Annotated in this window: 19 protein-coding genes; 12 read left to right on the top strand and 7 right to left on the bottom strand. The window is 65.3% G+C overall.

From position 1 onward, the window contains the following. Positions 1 to 13 precede the first annotated feature (13 nt). The 7 genes from AUC68_RS10680 to fae all read left to right on the top strand — a co-directional run bounded on the left by AUC68_RS10680 (position 14) and on the right by fae (position 6,702). A complete protein-coding gene (locus AUC68_RS10680; protein WP_244500489.1) occupies positions 14 to 1,009 on the top strand; it encodes a GHMP family kinase ATP-binding protein in 996 nt (331 codons plus the stop codon). A gap of 146 nt (positions 1,010 to 1,155) precedes the next feature. Beyond that, the gene (locus AUC68_RS10675; protein WP_141701214.1) at positions 1,156 to 2,055 is read left to right on the top strand and encodes an NAD(P)-dependent methylenetetrahydromethanopterin dehydrogenase; all 900 of its coding nucleotides are present in this window, start codon (positions 1,156 to 1,158) and stop codon (positions 2,053 to 2,055) included. A 369-nt stretch (positions 2,056 to 2,424) separates the two neighbouring features. Beyond that, positions 2,425 to 3,201 (top strand): ATP-grasp domain-containing protein, encoded by a 777-nt coding sequence (locus AUC68_RS10670; protein ID WP_158008295.1) that lies wholly within the window; start codon positions 2,425 to 2,427, stop codon positions 3,199 to 3,201. A gap of 27 nt (positions 3,202 to 3,228) precedes the next feature. Beyond that, positions 3,229 to 4,194: a methenyltetrahydromethanopterin cyclohydrolase gene (gene mch / locus AUC68_RS10665; protein WP_069437618.1), complete on the top strand. Its 966-nt coding sequence runs from the start codon at positions 3,229 to 3,231 to the stop codon at positions 4,192 to 4,194. A 6-nt stretch (positions 4,195 to 4,200) separates the two neighbouring features. Next, a complete protein-coding gene (locus AUC68_RS10660; RefSeq protein WP_069437617.1) occupies positions 4,201 to 5,136 on the top strand; it encodes an ATP-grasp domain-containing protein in 936 nt (311 codons plus the stop codon). Continuing rightward, positions 5,133 to 5,981 (top strand): triphosphoribosyl-dephospho-CoA synthase, encoded by an 849-nt coding sequence (locus tag AUC68_RS10655; protein WP_244500488.1) that lies wholly within the window; start codon positions 5,133 to 5,135, stop codon positions 5,979 to 5,981. The genes AUC68_RS10660 and AUC68_RS10655 overlap by 4 nt, the downstream gene beginning before the upstream one ends. Before the next feature lie 211 nt (positions 5,982 to 6,192). Next, positions 6,193 to 6,702 (top strand): formaldehyde-activating enzyme, encoded by a 510-nt coding sequence (gene fae / locus AUC68_RS10650; protein ID WP_069437616.1) that lies wholly within the window; start codon positions 6,193 to 6,195, stop codon positions 6,700 to 6,702. A 107-nt stretch (positions 6,703 to 6,809) separates the two neighbouring features. Here the strand turns inward: fae and AUC68_RS10645 are convergent, their stop codons facing one another. Next, complete coding sequence (locus AUC68_RS10645; protein WP_069437615.1) at positions 6,810 to 7,592, bottom strand: HisA/HisF-related TIM barrel protein; 783 nt, start codon at positions 7,590 to 7,592, stop codon at positions 6,810 to 6,812. A gap of 83 nt (positions 7,593 to 7,675) precedes the next feature. Between AUC68_RS10645 and AUC68_RS10640 the strand changes: the two genes are divergently transcribed. From AUC68_RS10640 to AUC68_RS10630, 4 genes are all read left to right on the top strand, one after another. Further along, positions 7,676 to 8,512, top strand: a complete 837-nt coding sequence (locus AUC68_RS10640) for a hydantoinase/oxoprolinase family protein (RefSeq protein WP_083240637.1) — start codon at positions 7,676 to 7,678, stop codon at positions 8,510 to 8,512. Continuing rightward, positions 8,467 to 8,691 carry a hypothetical protein gene (locus tag AUC68_RS15990; protein WP_083240636.1) on the top strand — a complete coding sequence of 75 codons (225 nt, stop codon included), beginning with the start codon at positions 8,467 to 8,469 and terminating at the stop codon, positions 8,689 to 8,691. The genes AUC68_RS10640 and AUC68_RS15990 overlap by 46 nt, the downstream gene beginning before the upstream one ends. A gap of 108 nt (positions 8,692 to 8,799) precedes the next feature. After that, positions 8,800 to 10,011 (top strand): acyl-CoA desaturase, encoded by a 1,212-nt coding sequence (locus tag AUC68_RS10635; protein ID WP_069437614.1) that lies wholly within the window; start codon positions 8,800 to 8,802, stop codon positions 10,009 to 10,011. Further along, the gene (locus AUC68_RS10630) at positions 10,008 to 10,520 is read left to right on the top strand and encodes a DUF1697 domain-containing protein (protein ID WP_069437613.1); all 513 of its coding nucleotides are present in this window, start codon (positions 10,008 to 10,010) and stop codon (positions 10,518 to 10,520) included. Before AUC68_RS10635 ends, AUC68_RS10630 begins: the two co-directional genes overlap by 4 nt. Before the next feature lie 7 nt (positions 10,521 to 10,527). On the opposite strand, the gene AUC68_RS10625 is transcribed toward AUC68_RS10630, so the two are convergent. From AUC68_RS10625 to AUC68_RS10595, 6 genes are all read right to left on the bottom strand, one after another. Continuing rightward, entirely contained in the window at positions 10,528 to 11,103 is a 576-nt protein-coding gene (locus tag AUC68_RS10625; protein ID WP_069437612.1) for a DUF447 domain-containing protein, read from the bottom strand. Positions 11,104 to 11,122: 19 nt separating this feature from the next. Then, positions 11,123 to 12,523: a DUF6513 domain-containing protein gene (locus AUC68_RS10620; RefSeq protein ID WP_069437611.1), complete on the bottom strand. Its 1,401-nt coding sequence runs from the start codon at positions 12,521 to 12,523 to the stop codon at positions 11,123 to 11,125. A 265-nt stretch (positions 12,524 to 12,788) separates the two neighbouring features. Next, positions 12,789 to 13,196, bottom strand: coding sequence for an amino acid kinase family protein (locus tag AUC68_RS10610; RefSeq protein ID WP_069437609.1), 408 nt, complete (start codon positions 13,194 to 13,196; stop codon positions 12,789 to 12,791). A 1-nt stretch (position 13,197) separates the two neighbouring features. Continuing rightward, positions 13,198 to 14,448 (bottom strand): (5-formylfuran-3-yl)methyl phosphate synthase, encoded by a 1,251-nt coding sequence (locus AUC68_RS10605; protein ID WP_069437608.1) that lies wholly within the window; start codon positions 14,446 to 14,448, stop codon positions 13,198 to 13,200. Between the two features lie 2 nt (positions 14,449 to 14,450). Next, positions 14,451 to 16,187 carry a tetratricopeptide repeat protein gene (locus AUC68_RS10600; RefSeq protein WP_141701212.1) on the bottom strand — a complete coding sequence of 579 codons (1,737 nt, stop codon included), beginning with the start codon at positions 16,185 to 16,187 and terminating at the stop codon, positions 14,451 to 14,453. 131 nt (positions 16,188 to 16,318) lie between these two features. After that, positions 16,319 to 17,806 carry an NAD(P)H-hydrate dehydratase gene (locus tag AUC68_RS10595; protein ID WP_193407087.1) on the bottom strand — a complete coding sequence of 496 codons (1,488 nt, stop codon included), beginning with the start codon at positions 17,804 to 17,806 and terminating at the stop codon, positions 16,319 to 16,321. Positions 17,807 to 18,098: 292 nt separating this feature from the next. Here AUC68_RS10595 and AUC68_RS10590 point away from each other — a divergent pair, with 292 nt between their 5' ends. After that, a complete protein-coding gene (locus AUC68_RS10590; protein WP_069437606.1) occupies positions 18,099 to 18,437 on the top strand; it encodes a P-II family nitrogen regulator in 339 nt (112 codons plus the stop codon). The last annotated feature ends 83 nt before the right edge of the window (positions 18,438 to 18,520 follow it).

The raw sequence follows: 18,520 nt of genomic DNA, 5'->3' as shown, positions 1-18,520 counted from the left end.
AGCGTTCACTGACGTGTCTCAGCCTCGCAAAGACGATCTCGAATCGGCCGTGAGCGTCGCCACGACCGCGCGTCTGCATTTCGGGTTCTTCGATCCCAGCGGCCGGACGGCACGGCCCTTCGGCAGTTTCGGGCTGTCGCTCGACCGGCCATGGACCCGGCTCACGCTGCAGCACGCCCGCGAGGACGCCTTCAGCGGCCCCGAGGCCGAACGCGCCGCGCGCTATCTCCGGGCCCTGGCCGAGGCGCAGGGGCTCGACAGCGCCTATCGGCTCGATATCTCCGAGGCGATCCCATCCCATGCCGGGCTTGGCTCGGGCACGCAGCTCGCCCTGGCCGTGGGCGCCGCCGTCGCGGCGCTCGAGGGGCTCGACCTGTCGCCAGCCGACATTGCCCGTACGCTCGGACGCGGCGCCCGGTCCGGGATCGGCATCGCCACGTTCGAAACCGGCGGCGCCGTGCTCGATAGCGGCCCGCGCGATGGCGCGTTGCCGCAACTCGTGGCGCGCGTTCCCTTCCCCTCGAGCTGGCGGACGTTGCTGATCTTCGACCCCGAGACAAAGGGCCTCGACGGCGAGGACGAGATCGCGGCCTTCGAAGCCTCGCCCGCCTATTCCGAGGAGGCGCGCGCCGCCTTGGAAGCACGCATCGTGGAGCGCGCGCTGCCGGCGCTCGAGACCGGCGATTTCGGCGTGTTCTGCGAAGAGGTGGGCTATCTCCAGGCCCGGATGGGCGACTATTTCGCGCCCCGCCAGGGCGGCGTCTATACCAGCCCGCGCGTTGGCGCGGTCCTCGATGCCTTGCGCGCGGCCGGCGTGACGGGGCTCGGCCAAAGCTCCTGGGGGCCGACGGGATTCGCCTTTGCGCAATCGGAGACCGAGGCGCAACGGCTCCTTCGGATCGCGTCCGATGCGGACGCCGGTGCGGCGCTGCAATTGCTCGTGGCCAAGGGCCGCAACGAGGGCGCGGAGATCACCCACTCGCGCGCGGGCACGACGCGAAGACCGTAAGTCCATCGGGCCCGCGACGGTCTTTGAGCGTTTGAAGTTGTTTGCACCTGCGCCCAATGTGCTAAAGCGAGTTCCATAAGAGCAACACATCGGGCTGGACGTGCGAAAACGCACCGAGGCCGCAAAAGTCTGGGGAGATGCAAACGATGGCCCCGCCACGTATTCTGCACATGGTCACACCGCTCAAATATATGAGCCCGTTCGACATCAACATGGGGATCGACGCCGGCTACGATCACGCCATTCCGTACACGAACGCGACGATTGAGGACATTTACGGCCTCGTGCAGGACGCCATCTTCTCGCGGAGCCCCGAGGGGATCAAACGGCAAGCCGTCTTCATCGGCGGCAAGCGCGCCATCGAGTCGCTCGACATGATGGACAAGGCCAAGAAGGCCATGGTGCCGCCCTTCGAGGTGTCCGTGTTCGCCGATCCCGCCGGGTCCTTCACCACGGCCGCGGCCATGGTCGCCTGCGCCAAGACCGCGCTGAAGACCAAGTTCGACACGGACTTCAAGGACAAGCGGGTGATCGTCTATGGCGGCACGGGCGTGGTTGCGTTCGCCTCCGCCGTGATCGCCTCGATGGACGGCGCCAAGGCGTTCCTCGTGGGCTATGACGGCCCGGAGCGGGTGCGCCGGCTGACCATGGAAGCCAATGACCGCTTCGGCGTCGATCTCGACTATGCGGACGGCACGACCGAAGAGCAAAAGGTCGAGCTGGCCCAAAGTGCCGATGTCATCTTCTCGGCGGGGCCGGCTGGGCGCCAGATCCTGAGCCTTGCCCAATACAGCCCGGCGAAGAACCTCAAAGTGGTCGCGGACGTGAACGCCGTGCCGCCACTCGGGATCGAGGGCGTCGGCATTCAGGACAATGGCGTCCCGGTCGAGGGTACCGACGGCACGGTCGGCATCGGAGCGCTGGCCATCGGCGACATCAAGTACAAGACCGAAATCGGCATGTTCAAGGAGATGATCAAGGCCGAAAAGCCGGTCTATCTCGACTTCCGCGCCGCTTACGAACTCGCCCAAGAGCTCACGTCCTGAGTTGTCCCGGCAACCGCGCGGTTCGGTCCTGATCGCCGCGGTCTCGGGCCGGGCGCTGGCCCGCGCCGCAACGGATGCGGGCTACACGCCCCTCGTCGCGGATTTCTTCGCGACCGGGATACGGAGGCACTCGCCCACGGGGTGCGCAAAATGCCCGGCGACATCGCCTCCGGCTTTCAACGGACGGCGCTGACACCCGCGCTCGAGTGCTCGCACGCGAGCGCCCTCCCCGCTCATCGGCCTGATCTATGGGTCGGGCTTCGAGGACCGAACCCGGCTCCTCGCAGAGCTGGCGGAACGGTGGGTCCTCCTCGGCAACGATGCCGACATCGTGGCGCGAATCACGACCCGGCGCGCTTCTTCGCGGATTTGGGGCGATACGGCATCGCCCACCCTGAAACGCGTCTCGGCGCCCCACGCGATCCGAAGGGCTGGATCGCAAAACGGCGCGGCGGTGCCGGTGGCAGCCATATCGGCCTTGCGGGCGCGCCAAAGGACCGGGCCGATCTCTATTTCCAAAGGCTGGTGCCGGGGCGGTCGATCTCCGCGCTCTTCGCGGCGGCCGGCAATGACGCTGTCGTGCTCGGTTTCAGCGAACAATGGACCGCGCCGGCCCCCGGCAAGCCGTGGCGCTTTGGGGGCGCCTGTCAGCCGGCGGACCTTTCTCGGAGCGCCAGCGCGCGCATGACCGAAATCATCTTGCGCCTCGCCGCCGCGTTCGGATTGACGGGACTGAATTCGGCCGACTTCGTGCTGCAAGGCGACGATCCGGTGCTGCTGGAGGTCAACCCGCGCCCCGGCGCTACGCTCGACATCTTCGCAAGCACGCCGACGCCGCTTCTCGATATCCATCTCGATGCGGTGCAGCACGGTGCTTTGCCATCCCGCGCTCCCGTATTCGAAAGCGCGGCCGCATCGGCGATCGCCTTCGCGCCGGAGACGCTCACGATCCCTATCCAGATGGCCTGGCCCGCATGGGCGGCGGATCTGCCGAAGATCGGTCAACGGATCGACAAAGAGCGTCCGATATGCACTCTACTGGCGCGGGCGGGATCGGTGGACGATGCGCGGCGCCTCCTGCAAACGCGCATCAACGATCTGTTGAGCGCGTTGGCGGTGTCCGAACATCCCGAACGCACGCAATAAGAACACCACGCGAATGCGAAGGAACAGATGAAAAAACCAAGCTTGAATACGCAGGTCGCACCGTTGGTGCAGAATCTGATCGACAATGCCGACGCCTTGCGGGTCGGCGTGTCGAAGGGGTCTTTGGGGGAAACGCTGATCGACTGCGGCGTCGAGGCTGTTGGGGGCCTGGAAGCCGGACGCCATCTCGCGGAAATCTGCCTGGCCGGACTCGGCGTCGTGTCCTTCGAGACCGCCGCTACCGGCGACAAATGGCCCTTCCTGATCACCGTCCATACAAGCCAGCCGGTACTGGCCTGTCTCGGTTCGCAATATGCGGGCTGGAGCCTGTCGGGCAAGGATGCCGACGGCAAGGATTTTTACATGCTGGGCTCGGGCCCGGCCCGCGCGATGGGCTCGTCCGAACCGCTGTTCAAGGAACTGGGCTATCGGGACAAGGCGAAGACCGCCGCGCTCGTGCTCGAGTCCGACAACGCCCCGCCAGCCGCGCTCGTCGAGGATGTGGCCAAGGCGTGCGGCCTGCCGCCCGAGAAGCTGACCTTCTTGTTTGCGCCGACCTCGAGCCTTGCGGGCTCGGTCCAGGTCGCCGGCCGGAGCCTGGAAGTCGCGCTGCACAAGGCCCACGAGTTGCACTTCCCGCTCGAGAACATCGTCGACGGCATGGCCACGGTGCCGATTCCGCCGCCGGTCCCCGGCTTCGTGGAAGCCATGGGCCGCACGAACGACGCCATCATCTATGGCGGCCGGGCGCATCTGTATGTGGAGGGTGACGAGAAGGCTGCGAAGAAACTCGCCAAGGAACTCCCGAGCAAGAACTCGAAGGATTACGGCAAGCCGTTCGCGGAAATCTTCGCCGCCGTCAAAGGCGATTTCTACCAGATCGATCCGATGCTGTTCAGCCCGGCGAAGGTTACGGTGACGTCCCTGTCGACCGGGAAAAGCTTCGAAGGCGGCGCCATCGACGACGCCGTTCTCAATCGCTCCTTCTCGTAGGGCTCGATGATCAGCGATACCGCCACAACACCGTCCGTCGTCCTCTTTGGCGACGGGCGGGACTGGCACGGCAGGAGCCTCCGGCGTGCTTTCGAGCGGCGGGGCATCAAACCCGTGGTCGCGCCCCTGCCCGCTTGCGGCTTCTCCACGGAAACCGCGACCGGCCTCGCCATCCCGGGGCTGGGGGATCACTGTCCGCACGGCGCTTTCGTCCGGTTCATTCCGGGCGGCAGCTTCGAACAGGTGACCCTCTATCTCGGCCTGCTGCATGCCTTGCGGGAACGCGGCGTCACGGTCTGGAACGATGCCCGCGCCATCGAGCGCTGCGTGGACAAATCCACGACGACCTTCTTCCTGCAGAAGGCCGGTCTGCCGACCCCGCGCACCTTTGCCGGCGTCGATCGCAGCACGGCGGAGGAGGTGGTCGCGCGCCTCGCTTCGGAAGGTCACAAGATCGTCGAGAAGCCGCTGTTCGGGGCGCAAGGCAAGGGCGTCCGCCTGATCGAGACGGCGAGCGATTTGTCGCCGCCGGAGGCGGTCGACGGTGTCTACTATCTGCAGGAGTTCGTTCCGCCCGCGCAGGAGCACCATCAGGACTGGCGTTTGTTCGTCTGCGGCGGGCGCGTGGTCGCCTCGATGATCCGGCACGGGGAAGACTGGATCACCAATATCAAGCTCGGCGCCCGGGCCGAGGCGGCGATCGCCAGTCAAGAGCTCGCCGAACTCGCGGTCGGCGCGGCAGCTAGCGTTGGCGCGGACTATGCCGGTGTGGATATCATCCAGGCGCGCGATGGGCGCTTCCTCGTGCTGGAGGTCAATTCCATGCCTGCCTGGAACGGTCTGCAGAAGGTCACCAGCCTTCGCTTGTCGGACACCGTGGTCGACGCATTCCTCGCCGCGGCCCTGCCCGGCAGCACTCGGACCGTCCGGGAGGAAGCGTGAACGCGCCGCTGACCAGCGATGCCGTTGCCTCCGCCTTCCATGACGCTTGCCTTGCCGAACTCGACGCACTCAAGCCGGGCAATGTCCACCGCTATGCCGGCGGCCATGGCATGGAGGCCGCCGACTTCGAGAAGAGCGCGGCCGCCGCGGCCCCGGTTATTGGCGCAAGTGGCCTCACGGTCGGCGAACGCATCGAAGCGGCGGTGGAAGCCACGCGCGGCGTCGTCGGCCACAACACCAATCTCGGCATCGTTCTGCTCGCCGCGCCCCTCGCCCAGGCCGCGCTCATCTCGTCCGGCAAGGACTTGCGCCCGGCCCTGACCGAGGTGCTTCGATCCTTGACAGTCGAGGACGCCAAGCGCGCCTATCGCGCGATCCGTCTGGCCGAGCCCGGCGGGCTCGGGAGTGCGCCGGAGCACGATGTGGCGGCGGAGCCCACCACGACGCTGCTCGAGGCCATGCATGCGGCCCGGTCCCGCGACCGCATTGCCTGGAACTACGCGCACGATTTCGTCGACATTTTCGACCTGGGCCTGAAATGGTGCGGCGGCGGCAGAGCGCGCTGGGGCGACGTGCCCTGGGTCACCACCTATGTGTATCTCGGTTTCCTCGCCCACATCCCGGACACGCTGATCGAGCGCAAATTCGGGACGCATATGGCCGGAGAAGTCCTTGACGAGGCCCGGCCTATCGAAGCGGGGCTTTCGCAGTGCCACAATCCGAAGGAAATGGCAGGACCTTTGGCTGCATTCGACGCATCGTTGAAGAATCGCGGCCTCAATCCGGGGACGTCGGCGGATCTCACGGTCGCAACAGTGTTCGCAAGCGCCCTGATCGCCGGGTAACCTCCCATAAAGAAATCGCCCCAAATCGAGCCGGGCAGTTCATAATCGGCTTGCATCCTTCAAGCTCGGCCTTATGTTCACCACGCGGAGCTCCATTGGGGCTGCGAACGCTGGAGCGCATCCTGTGCTCTTCCGTTGGTTTCGCCGGTCTGCGCCGGTGGGACCGTGTTTTTGTGTTGATCACGTCTCAGGTATCTAGGGAGGGGGCCTCATGGCCAAAATCACTGGTGTATGCATCGGCGAGTCGCTCGTCGGCGATGGCAACGAAGTTGCTCATATCGATCTCATCCTTGGCCCGCGCGGAAGCGCCGCCGAGACGGCTTTCTGCAACGCGCTGACGAACAACAAGGACGGCTTCACCACGCTGCTCGCCGTTGTTGCTCCGAACCTGCTCTGCAAGCCGGCTACGATTCTCTACAACAAGGTCACCATCAAGGACGCCCGTCAGGCCGTTCAGATGTTCGGTCCGGCTCAGTACGCGGTTGCCAAGGCCGTTGCTGACTCTGTCGCCGAGGGTGTCATCCCCGCCGATCAGGCCGACGATCTTTATGTCTGCGTTGGCGTCTTCATCCACTGGGAAGCCGCAGACGACAAGAAGATCCAGGACTTCAACTACCAGGCAACGAAGGAAGCTATCGCCCGCGCCGTCGCCGGCGAGCCGAAGGCTTCCGAAGTCACTGCCAAGAAGGACTCCGCCGCGCACCCGTTCGCCGCTGGCTGAACTGGAGAAGCTGCGGATCGGGCGACCTCCGGTGGAGAAGACGAGCCGGGCCCGATACGTCGGTGGCTCAAGAAGCTTGGTTTCTAGTTCGCGGGGTTGACCGCAGGTCAGATTTGAGGTCGCCGCCCTCCCCAGAGGGCGGCGATTTCTTTTTGTCCGATCGCGCCGGAATGGAGCGCCGTCGCCACGAGGACGCCGCGCGCGCCGGCCTCTTTGACCGTCGCAACGTCGTCCCGGGTGGCGACGCCACCGGCCACATAGACATGGCGGTCGCCGGCGCTCGCGATCGTTTTCCGCAAGAGCTCGAGATCGGGGCCCGTCTCGGTGCCCACCCGGCCGAGGCTCATGAGGATGATCCGGTCGGGCCACAGGTCCGGATCGTCCATCAGGTCCTTCGGGCCGCGCAGACCCTGCTCGTCGAAGTCGAGCGAGAGCACGACATTGCGGCCGAAGCTCTCGCAGATGGCGTTCCAGTCCTCAAGGCTCGCAATGGTCTCACTGCCGATGACGAGCGTCGCCCCAAGGGGGAGCCAGAAGGCACAATCGTCGAGATGGGCAAAACCGGCATCGATCCAAAGATCGGTGCCCGGGACGGCGTTCGCCAGTGCCTGACAGAGTTCGAAATTGTTGCCGCGCCCCAGGATCGCGTCGAGATCGGCGATATACAGAGCCGGCGAGAAAGTGATACCGAGAAGCGCCCTGGCGATGGCCGGTGCGTCGTGAGGCGGCCCGAAGGGCGTCGCGATCGGGCGGTATTCCGCACGCTTTCCCGCCCGCGCGTATTTGCCCGCACGCGCATGAACCACGCCGCCGTCCTTCAGATCGAGCACGGGAACGACGTCGAAGGACGTGAAGGTCGGGTTTCCAGAAACCTCGGAAGTCGGCGCCATAGCGAACGTGCCTTTCGAATCTCGAAGTTATCATGACGCGGAATGGCGTCGTGTAAAATGCGCGCTTGGGGAATGAGGTCTCAATGGACACGGCTTTTGGGTGGGATTTAGGCGGCGTCAATTTGAAGCTGGCCCGCGTCGAAGACGGACGCGTCGTGTCGGTGACGCAAATCCCCTGCCCCGCACTTCCCGAGCCCCGCAAGTTCGATCTCGCCGTGGAAGAGGCGATCCGCGATATCGGCGACACCGAAGCGGCTCACGCCATCACCATGACCGGGGAACTCTCCGATGTCTTCGCCAGCCGCTACGAGGGCGTCGCCTATCTGGTGGCCTTGATGCGCAAGACCGTGGGCGAGAACGCCCGCTTCTACGGTCTCGACGGTTTCGTCGACGCCCACCAGGCCATCGCCGACTGGGAAAGCGTCGCATCGGCCAACTGGCACGCGAGCGCGGCCCTGGCCGCGGCCGTCGAGGACGCCGGCCTCCTGGTCGATGTGGGAACAACGACGACGGACATCATTCCGTTCAAGGAGGGAAGCCCTTGCGCTATCGGGCTCAACGACGGCGACCGCCTGAGGGAAGGCGAACTCCTGTATCGCGGGGTCGTGCGGACGCCCGTGATGGCGATCGCGAGCCAGGCGCCCTTCAAAGGCCGGATGCAGGGTTTGGCCGCCGAACGGTTCGCCACCATGGCGGATGTCTATCGCCTGACCGGCGACCTGCCCGACGACGCCGACCCCTTCGCATCCGCCGACGGCCGCGGCAAAGGACTCGATGAGAGCGCTGCGCGGCTCGCCCGCATGCTTGGACGCGATGCGGAGGATGCGGACTTCGTGGCCTGGAAGCGCTTGCGCATTTCCTCGGCCGCCGCCTCTTGGACGCGATCGAGGCCGATGCCCGCTCGGTCATCGAACGGGTGAACCTGCCGTCCACAGCACCTATTGTCGGGGCCGGCTGCGGACGCTTTCTGGCCGTGGCGCTCGCCGACCGGCTAGAGCGTCCTTATCGCGATTTCGCCGATCTCACCCCTTGCGCCGACACCGCGCGCGAAATGCTCGCCCGTTGCGCGCCCGCCGCAGCCGTGGCACAGCTTGCCTAGCGGCGCGACACCTCCCACATTGAGTTGTCTCAAAGTATTGATTCTCGAAATCTCCTATCCCCCGGGGATGGGGTTACGCAATTGAACTGCAAAGGATTTACGACGAATATGGCAAGCGAAACACAATCCGCCAACGTGCATGACGACATCGTCTACCCGTCGGCGATTCCCTTTCTCTTGGTCCATCTTGCCTGTTTTGGCGCCATCTGGTCCGGCGTGACCTGGGAGGCCGCGATCCTCGGCATCTCGCTGTATTGGCTGCGCATCTTCGCCATCGGCGCGGGATACCATCGTCTGTTTTCCCATCGCGCCTACTCCACGAGCCGCGCCTTTCAGTTCGTCCTGGCCGTCCTGTGCCAGAGCACCGCTCAGAAGAGCGTGCTGTGGTGGGCCGCCAAGCACCGCCACCACCATCTGCATTCGGACACCGAACTCGACACTCACTCTCCGCGTCAGCACGGCTTCCTCTACAGCCATCTCGGCTGGATCTTCTCCAGGCGGCACGACGATTTCGACGAGGAGAAGGTCGCCGATCTGATGCGCTATCCGGAGCTTCGCTGGCTCGACAAATACCCGCTCGTGCCGGCTTTCGGCCTTGCGGCCATCTGCTTCCTCGTGGCCGGGTGGTCCGGCCTGTTCGTCGGCTTCTTCTGGAGCACCGTGGCCGTCTATCACGGCACGTTTTGCATCAACTCGCTCGCCCATGTGCACGGCAAGAAGCGTTACGTGACCGGCGACGATTCCCGCAACAACTGGCTCTTGGCGATCTTCACCATGGGCGAGGGCTGGCACAACAATCACCACGCCTTCCAAAGCAGCGTACGCCAGGGTTTCCGCTGGTACGAGTGGGATCCGACCTATTACATCCTCAAGGCCCTGTCCTGGGTCGGCCTTGTCTGGGATTTGCGCATGCCCCCGAAGAAGGTCGTGCGCAACGAGCACGGTCTCGGCGTCGGGGTCATCAACCGGGCCGCCGAACAGCTCGCCGGGCATTTCAATTCGGCCGGCATCGCCAACGCCATTTCCGCAACCCTGAACGGGGTGGAACTCGACGCGTTGCGAGACGCCCTGGCGCGGGCGCAGGACCGTACCCACGACGCCTTGGCGAGCGTGTACGTCCCGCAATTGCCGACGCGCGAGGAACTGATGGCCAAGGCCAATGCCATCTTCGCGCGCACCCAATCGCTCGAAGAGATCGTCGATCGCGCCTATCAGCTTCTGCTGTCCTCGGTAGGTCCTATCTCGCCGAGCCGGCCAAAGCGCGCGCTTAGCGCAGCGACCTTGGCGCCCGTGACGCCCGCCCGCACGGGGCTCACATGACCGCGTATGTGGCGCTCTTGCGCGCCGTCAATGTGGGCGGCACCGGAAAGCTCCCCATGCGCGATCTTGTGGCGATGTGCGAGCGCGCGGGGTTTTCCGCGGTCCGCACCTATATCGCGTCGGGAAACGTCGTCTTCTCGAGCAACGAAACCGAAGCGGCGGTGAAGGCGGACCTGGAAGAGGCGCTGCACGCTTATGCGGGCAAGCCCGTCGCCGTCTTGGTTCGCACGGCGGACGAGCTATCGGGGGTCCTCGCGGACAATCCCTTTCCAGGGGTCCCGCCAAACAAGGTCATGGCACTCTTTCTCGACCACGCACCGGCCGCGACAGAGATCGAGACCGTCTCGGGTCTGACGAGCGAGATCCTGCAGCTTGGGAAGCGCGAGCTTTACGTTCACTACCCGGACGGCATGGGCCGATCGAAACTGAAAATCCCCGCGGCGTCGCGCGGCACGGCCCGCAACATGAACACCGTGGCGAAGCTCGTGGCGATGGCGTCCGAGATCTGAGGCGCGCCTACGCCCCAGCCGGGGCGTGCTTGTAGTAGTCCTCGATCTTCTCGACCAGGATGCGCCAGGCTTCGCGCTCGCGCGGACCGGCGGTCTTCTCGACGGCGATCTGGTGGTAGGCCAGCTCCGTCTCCACCTTCTCGCGCGACAGCATCTTGAGGCGGCTCGCAAGGATCGCCGTTTCGATCACCGCGGCTTGGGCCCGGTTGAAGCCCTTGAACGGGGCGTGATTGCCCTCATGCACGATGCGGCAGTGGAAGCGCGGCCGCAGTTCGTCTTCCTCCACATGTTCGACCGCAAGTTCGAAATGGGCCAGCGCGCCGTCCAGAACCGCGCCCGGGATGTGCTCGGCCGGCCGGGTCGGCCAATCCTTGTTGCCCGTGAGACAGCCGGCGAAGACCAGCACGTCGTCGGTGAAGCTGGCAACGGCGAAGGGCGTGGCACGGAGATTGTCGAGGGTCGTCGAGGGCCGGAACGGGGCGATGACCCACCCCTCCCCGTCTTCGATGAGCCCGAGCGGCGCGATATGCACCCTGCCCTCGTCGTTCTGCGTAGTGACGATACATTCGCGGATCATGGGCATCGCAGCACCTCGGACGACATCACATCTCCTCCCGCTTCTTCTTCATGGCGAGCGTATGGCCCGCCTCCTTGAGCCGCGTCCGATCTTCTCGCGGCTTGTCGGCGGCGACGCCCCAGTCGAGTGGCTCGTCCTGGGCATAGCGTTTGCCGAGGCGCCAGGCCGTCTCCGCCTTGGTCAGCTCGGCGGCGATGTAGAAGGCGTGCGCGCCATCGTCGCCGAGATCGAGCTTGGGAAAGAGATCGAAGATGTCCTGGGCGATATGGTGGCCGTCGCGATTGTAGATGTGGACACCGTCCTCGGCGACTTCAATGCGGAAATTCTTGTCGCGCACGGCGGCCGCGTTCTCGGCGACCTCCTCGGGGGTGAGCGGGAACGGACGCTTGGCATGAAGGCTCAGCAGGTCGTCCGTATAGCCCTTGGGCAGCTCACCGTCCGCGCGCGATGCGAACATCAGCCGCCGCGCCGCATCGTGCTCCTCGTAGGTGCGGCGCGTATGGGGGCTGACCTGCACCACGAGCACGTTCTTGATGTTCAATTCCGAGGCGATGCCGATCAGCGCCGCGGTGATGCCCGTCGTATCGGCCTCGGTGAGTTCGGTGAGATTGCCGGTGCCGAGCAGCATATCCACGTCGGGCCGCGCCCGCCTCAAGGCCGCATAGCGCTCGAGCGACGTCATGAAGCCGAAATTGATCGGGTCGAGCACCGGGTCGGCGAGATAAGGCAGCCCCTTTTCGTCGAGCACCGCCATTGCGCGATAGAGCGAGTCCATGTCGCCGTGGACGGCCGGAATCAGCACCGGGATCGACGAGACCGCGTCGGCGATGTGGAGCCGCGTCTCGTCGAGGCTCAGGAGATAGTCGGCGCCCGCGTTGCCGCCGCGCAGCAACTCGTCGGGATCGGCGGAATCGATGCTGACCTTGTAGCCGTGCGTCTTGAGCGCGCGCACCGTCTCCTCGAGGATGGGGAAACGGCGTGTCTGGAAGAGAGCGAGATCGATCACGTCGGCGCCCTTGTGCGAATAGTCCTCGGCGCACGCCAGGATGTCCTCGACGCTCATGGCCGTCGCATCGATGATCTCGGCGAAGATGGCGATGTCGTATTTGGACATGTCCGAGGCTTTGCGCGCGCGGCCGAAATAGACCGGAATGTCCTTGACCTCGTCGGGACCGCGCTCGACCGGGACGCCATAATGGGCCGAGAGCCGGTCCAGGTCGCCACGGCAGCGGCCCGGCAACAGGATCTTGTCGGCACCGCCCGCGTCGGGAAGGCGCCGCAAGATGATCTCCTCGGTCATCAGCGCGGCGACCTTGACGCCGATATCCACCACGCGCCACTCGAACTCCGCATCCATGCCGGAGAGCACGGTCTTCAAGCGCGGTTCGGCCAAATGCCCGGTGAGGAACAGGATCTTCTGGGCCATAGCGTCCACGCTCAACCAACGACCGGGCTTGGCGCGGGGGCCTTGCCCGCGAGGTGGGCCGCGAGCCTTGCCTGATCGCCCTGTCCGAAGATCGTTGTGGGAACGCCCGTCTCCGCAAGCATGGCCGGAAAGGCCTCATCGACGATGCCGTCCTGCCTGAGCGCGCCGGCGGAGCGCCGCCCGGGCGGCAGCGCCACGGATTTGACGACGCAACACGCGTCCGCGCCGAGCTTTCCCGCAAGCCAGAGCGCCAGACTGTCGGATGTCAGCCGCCACGTCGCTTCGAGATCCGTCCGGTCCGCGACCAGCGCGGCGGCGCCCAGACGGCAATCAGCCCGCGTTGCAGCGTGGCACACAAATCCTCCACGGCCGTGCCGACCTCGTAGCCCGGCCGCATGCCCGCGATCGCCCAGGCGAGCTGGTCCATGGCAAGCAACGCCATGCGATGGGCCGTCACGTCGCCGAAACCGAGTTGGCGCTGGCAGTCGCGGACTTCGTCGGCCAAGGCCCCGCCGCCGGGCACGAGAACGATCGGGCGCTGCGCATCGGCGATGACATCGAGCCAGCCGTTGAGCGTGCCGGCACGCACGACGCTCCCGCCGAGCTTCACCACTGCCGGCCGCGCGGCGGACGCGTGCCGGCGGGACGCAGAGGTCGGCAACGGGGCGTTCATATCAGCCCTCCTGCTTCCTCCGGACGATCTGCACGCCGACCGCACCCGGGTCCTTGTCAAGTTTCTCGATAACGACCTCGACACGCTCCGCACGCGGATGAGCAATGCAATGCTGCGCGACCTCCTCGGCCAGCGTCTCCACGAGATTGATATGACCGCCGGAGATGATCGTCTTGATTCCGTTGATGACGTAGTCGTAATCGAGCGTCCGGTTGATATCGTCGTCGAGATCCTTTGGATTGGGCTGCACATCGATATCGACCGAGAAACGGACCCGCTGAGTGACACCCTTCTCGTTGTGGTGAACGCCGATTTCCACTTCGAGCACATAGTTGTGCACGAAGATGCGGTCCAGAGGGCCGTCCGTTCCGCTCGCCGTGCTCACGTGTCCAAGTCGTTGTTCCATCTGTCGCTCCGGTCTCCCCCCGCTGCCCGGATCTTCCGTCCGGCCGCCCGTTTCGCGCCTGGCCAAGCAGATGCTGCACATCGCGGAGGTTGTGCGCGCCTCGAAACGCGCCTCCGTGACCGGGCGGTAACCGGCGATCAGCGCGGCGATTTCGGCACAGGCCTTCGGATCGAGTTTCCCGCCCCGGACGCCCCGTTCGCACAGCGCGCCACGAAATCCGATCACGTCGGGACGCAGTTCGAGCAGCGGTTCAACGTGCGCGGTGCGCAAGGAGCCCGCTACCCCCGTCTGCAAGGCCGCATCGCGCGCCCGATCCAGGAAGCGCGCAATAAGGCTCAGCGGCATATGATCGAGCAGCGATCTGTTGTCCTTGCCCATCGTGTCCAGCATCACGCCGCGCGCCCCGCTCTTCGCCCGCGCCTCGACCGGATCGACGTCCGGCAAAGCATCGGCGAAGCAGACGAGCACAAGAGAGGCGCGCAACTTCAGTTCGCGAAGGGCCTCGAGGCAGCCCCAGGGATCGCCGCCCGGCATGATCCCGAGCTTCACGATATCGACGCCGAGATCGGCCGTCGCCGCCACGGCGCCGGCAACGGTTTCCGGACGCATCGGCACGTCGCCCACGGTCGCGCTGACCGGCGTCCGTCCGCCGATCGCGGCCAGGCATTCGCGGATCACACCGGGCGCTACGGCGCCGAGCGCCCCTCGTTCCGGTTCCTTGAGGTCGACGATATCGGCACCGGCGGCGAGAACGAGCTCGGCCTCCGCCCGGCTGCGAACGCTGGCGAGGAAGTGAGTCATGCGTGTCGTGTTATCCTGGAAACCGCCGTCGGGCCAGCGGCGCATGCCTACCCATCAGCGGAACAGCCACCCGAGAGGATTGTTGTTTCCGCCCCCGCCGCGTCGGCTGCGTTTTCGGGGTGCCTTGCGCTGCGGCTGCTGTTGCGCAAACCCGACGAAGCCGCCGCCGTCGTCGCGGCGCGCCGGGCGACGGGCGCTCTCTGGGTCCGCTGAGGCTGCAACGCCACGTCGCTGACATTGCCGTCGGGGTCCGTGACCGATAGCGAGGCCGTCTGCCAGGTCCATGTCGCGGATTTGTCGCCCCACCGCTCGGGTTCGATCGACAGAACCGACCGCTTCTTGGTGTCGACAACGGCCACATATTCGAACGCGCCCTCACCCTTGGCCGTGCCGGCATAGTACTTCAACAGACCGATCCCGGACTGTGCGCCCTTGAGCTTGTCCCACGCCAAAATTTTCGGCTTGCCCGCGCCGAACATCTCCATGTCGACCGTGACACCGCGATAATCCGGGTTCGTGGCCACGTAGCGGCCGGGGGCCTTTTCGTTGATGACCCACCCCGCGACGGCCGCCCCCAGGGGCTTCCGTGTGTCCACCGGCACCGGCGCGCGAAGACGCTCCAATGCGGCCCGCGACTCCTCCTGGAACGGGTCCAAGGTCAGGGCCTTTTGATAATCGGCGATCGCATTCTCGGTGCGTTTCTGAGCCTGGAAAATGTCACCGCGGATCCGCAAGGCGAGCGGATCGTCCGGCTTCAGGATGAGCGCGATATTGACGTCGACATAGCCCTCGTCGGCCTTGCGGTCGTACAGCTTGGTCTCTCCGCGCCGCGCATAGGCGCGTGCGTTCTTCGGCTGCAGCTCCAGAACCTTGTTGAAGTCCTTGATGGCCGCGTCGTTGCGCTTGTTCTGGGCCAGAAGTTCGCCCCGCTCCATGAAGGCGTCGGCATTTTCCGGCTCGATATCGAGAACCTTGTCGAAATCGGCCACGCCCTCCCGAAAGCTGTTCTGCGCGGCATAGGACCGCGCCCGGAGCATGAGAAGCGCGGCCTTGTCGTGCTCAGGCTCGAGGTCGAGCGCCTGGGTGGCATCGTCGGCCGCCTCCGCGTAATGCCCCAACGCGAAATTGGCCGCGGCACGATTGCGATAGGCGGCCGCCAATTTGGGATCGAGCTTGATGGCGCGGCTGAGGTCCCGGACCGCGGCGTGGTAACGCTCGCGCTCCACATGGGCGCGCCCGCGTCCGTTATAGGGCGCCGCGGTTCTGGACAGCAGCGCCGTGGCCTTGCGGAAGGATTGGAACGCCGCATCGTAATTCTGCAGCGAGGCATAGGCGTTGCCGCGATTGTTGAAGGCGGCGCCATAGGCCGGCTCCAGCGCGATCGCGCGGTCGAAATCCTTGATGGCCTCGTCGGGATGCCCAAGATCCATCAGCGCGTTGCCGCGGTTGTTGTAGACAATGGCATTGTCGGGCGCGAGCTGGATCGACTCGTTGAAATCGTCGATCGCCTCCTTCGTCTTCTTCATGCGCCATTTGGCAACGCCGCGATCGCTGTAGATGCTGGCTTGGACGAATTTGGACACGTCGGGCGTGTTCAGGGCTTCGTCGTACAGCACCACCGCGCGGTCGTATTGCCCACGGAGCATGGCGGCCGCGCCTTCGCGCGCGCGCAGCAGGATTTGGTCGGCCGCGTGGGCCGTCCCGGCCACGGCCGTCGCCAGGGCAACGCCGAGGAGAATTGTCTTTGCGCGTATACGGCTCTTTGCGGCGCGGCAGCGGCCCATGATCGTGAGCGATCCTTCGCTAGAGCGGTCGTCAATCCCGAAGGACACGGCGCGAAGCGGTGTCCCATCAAGATGTCTCTCATAACCGGCGAGTGTGTCAACAAACGGTCGCGAAGGCCGACCCCCGCCGCTCACCCGTCTGTCCCATATTCTTCCAGTTCCTCAAGGACTTCTGGGATCAGCTCGGGCAAGTCCTCGGCGATCAGGCCCGGCCCGAACCGTTTCGCCGCCTGCCCATGCATCCAGACGCCGATGCACCCGGCATCGAAACCGCCGAGCCCTTGGGCCAGCATGCCGAGCACCATTCCCCCCAAGACATCGCCCGAGCCCGCAGTCGCGAGCCAGGGGCTGCCATTGGTGTCGATGGCGGCGTGGCCGTCCGGGCTTGCGATGACCGTATCGGGGCCTTTCAGAATGACGGTCGCGCCGCAGCGGGACGCGGCCGTCCGGGTGCGGTCGACCTTGGAGGCGCCGGGCACATCGCCGAACAGGCGTGCGAACTCGCCTTCGTGCGGCGTCATCACGACGGGCCGTTCGCGCCCGCGGATGGCCTCGAACAATGTTTCCGGGGTCTCCGCAAAAGATGTCAGCGCGTCGGCGTCCAGGAGCACGGCCGGCGTCGCCTTCAACGCCGTGACAACCATCTCGCGCGTGCCCTCGCCGACGCCATGGCCGGGGCCGATCAGAAACGCATTCTTGCGGGCATCGGATAAAAGCGCCGCGAGCCCTTGCGGTCCGTCGGCCTCCCGCAGCATCACCGCGGTCAGTTGCGCGGCGTTGACGGCCAAGGCCCCGCGTGGCGAAGCAACGGTGACGAGCCCGGCGCCGGTCCGCAACGCGCCGCGCGCGGCCAGGCGCGCCGCCCCGGTCGCGTCCGCCGGCCCCGAGGCCACCAGCGCATGCCCCCGCAGATATTTGTGTCCCCCCACCGTGGGCCATGGGAACTGGTCGAGCCACAGCCCCGGCTCGTTGGCGTAGAGGGTGGGCTTCACCGTCTCGAGGACCGCGTCGGGAATGGCGATATCGGCGAGGTGAAGGTCGCCGCAATGCAAATGTCCGGGCATCAGAAAATGCCCCGGCTTGAAGCGGAAGAACGTGACCGAACTCAAGGCACGGATCGCCGTGCCGAGGACCCTGCCCGTTGTGCCGTCGACGCCGCTCGGCACGTCGATGGCGATGATGGGCACGCCGCTCGCGTTCGCGGCCTCGACCAGATCGGCGAACTTGCCGTCGAGGGGCCGCGCGAGCCCGGCGCCGAACAAGCCGTCCACGATCACGTCGGCGTGGTCGAACAGAGCGGGATCGAGCGGGTGTATCGTTCCCGAATACCGCGCCGCCATCTCGGCCGCGTCGGCCGGAAGCGCGCCGGGATCGCCGTCGAAACCGAGACGAACGAAGTAGCCCCGCTCCAGAAGTCGGCGCGCCGCCACGAAGCCGTCGCCGCCGTTATTGCCGGGCCCGCAAAGTATCGCGACCGTGGAAGCGTCGGGAAATCGCAACGAAACCTCGTCGGCGACACTTCGGCCCGCATTCTCCATGAGAACAGCGCCCGGCACCCCGCCTTCTATGGCAAGTTTGTCGGCGCGGCCCATTTCTTTCGCGGTCAAGAGTTCCAACATGGCCGTCCCCGTGTGCGAATAGCTTCCGAACACCAAACCCGTGTCCCCTTAAGTCTTGGCGGGCGTTGCGCCTGCCCAGTTTTTGTGCGTATTGCCTATTGTGCTGTCAGCGTGCCGAATCGCTCCGCCTCCACATTTTGCGTAAATTTTCTAAGCGTTTGGTTTTACTATAAAAACTACCGCCCATTAGATTGGCACAGCGTGTGCTAAGGCTTGGTCTCAGGTACGTTCTGAACAGCAGCACGCTACGCGGCGAGGCTTCGCAAGGTTAGACTGGGAGGTATGACGAAGAATGAAAAAGATCGAAGCGATCATCAAGCCATTCAAGCTCGATGAGGTGAAGGAGGCCCTCCAGGAGATCGGTCTTCAGGGCATCACGGTCACCGAAGCCAAAGGCTTTGGCCGTCAAAAGGGCCATACGGAGTTGTATCGCGGTGCTGAATACGTGGTCGATTTCCTTCCCAAGGTGAAGCTTGAGCTCGTTCTCGTCGACCATATGGTCGAGAAGGCTGTCGAGGCGATCGTGGCCTCCGCCAAGACGGGCCGGATCGGCGATGGCAAGATCTTCGTGTCGCAGGTCGAGGAAGCCGTGCGCATCCGGACCGGCGAGACGGGTGACGATGCGATCTAGTCGCAATTGGACTGGCCCATCCGCCCCATTTCACTCATAACTTTCACATAACTCGAGCAACCTGTCGTCAGCCTCGACCGAGG

The organism is Methyloceanibacter methanicus (assembly GCF_001723285.1).
GTDB lineage: Bacteria > Pseudomonadota > Alphaproteobacteria > Rhizobiales > Methyloligellaceae > Methyloceanibacter > Methyloceanibacter methanicus.
This window is presented reverse-complemented; position numbering and strand designations above follow the sequence as displayed.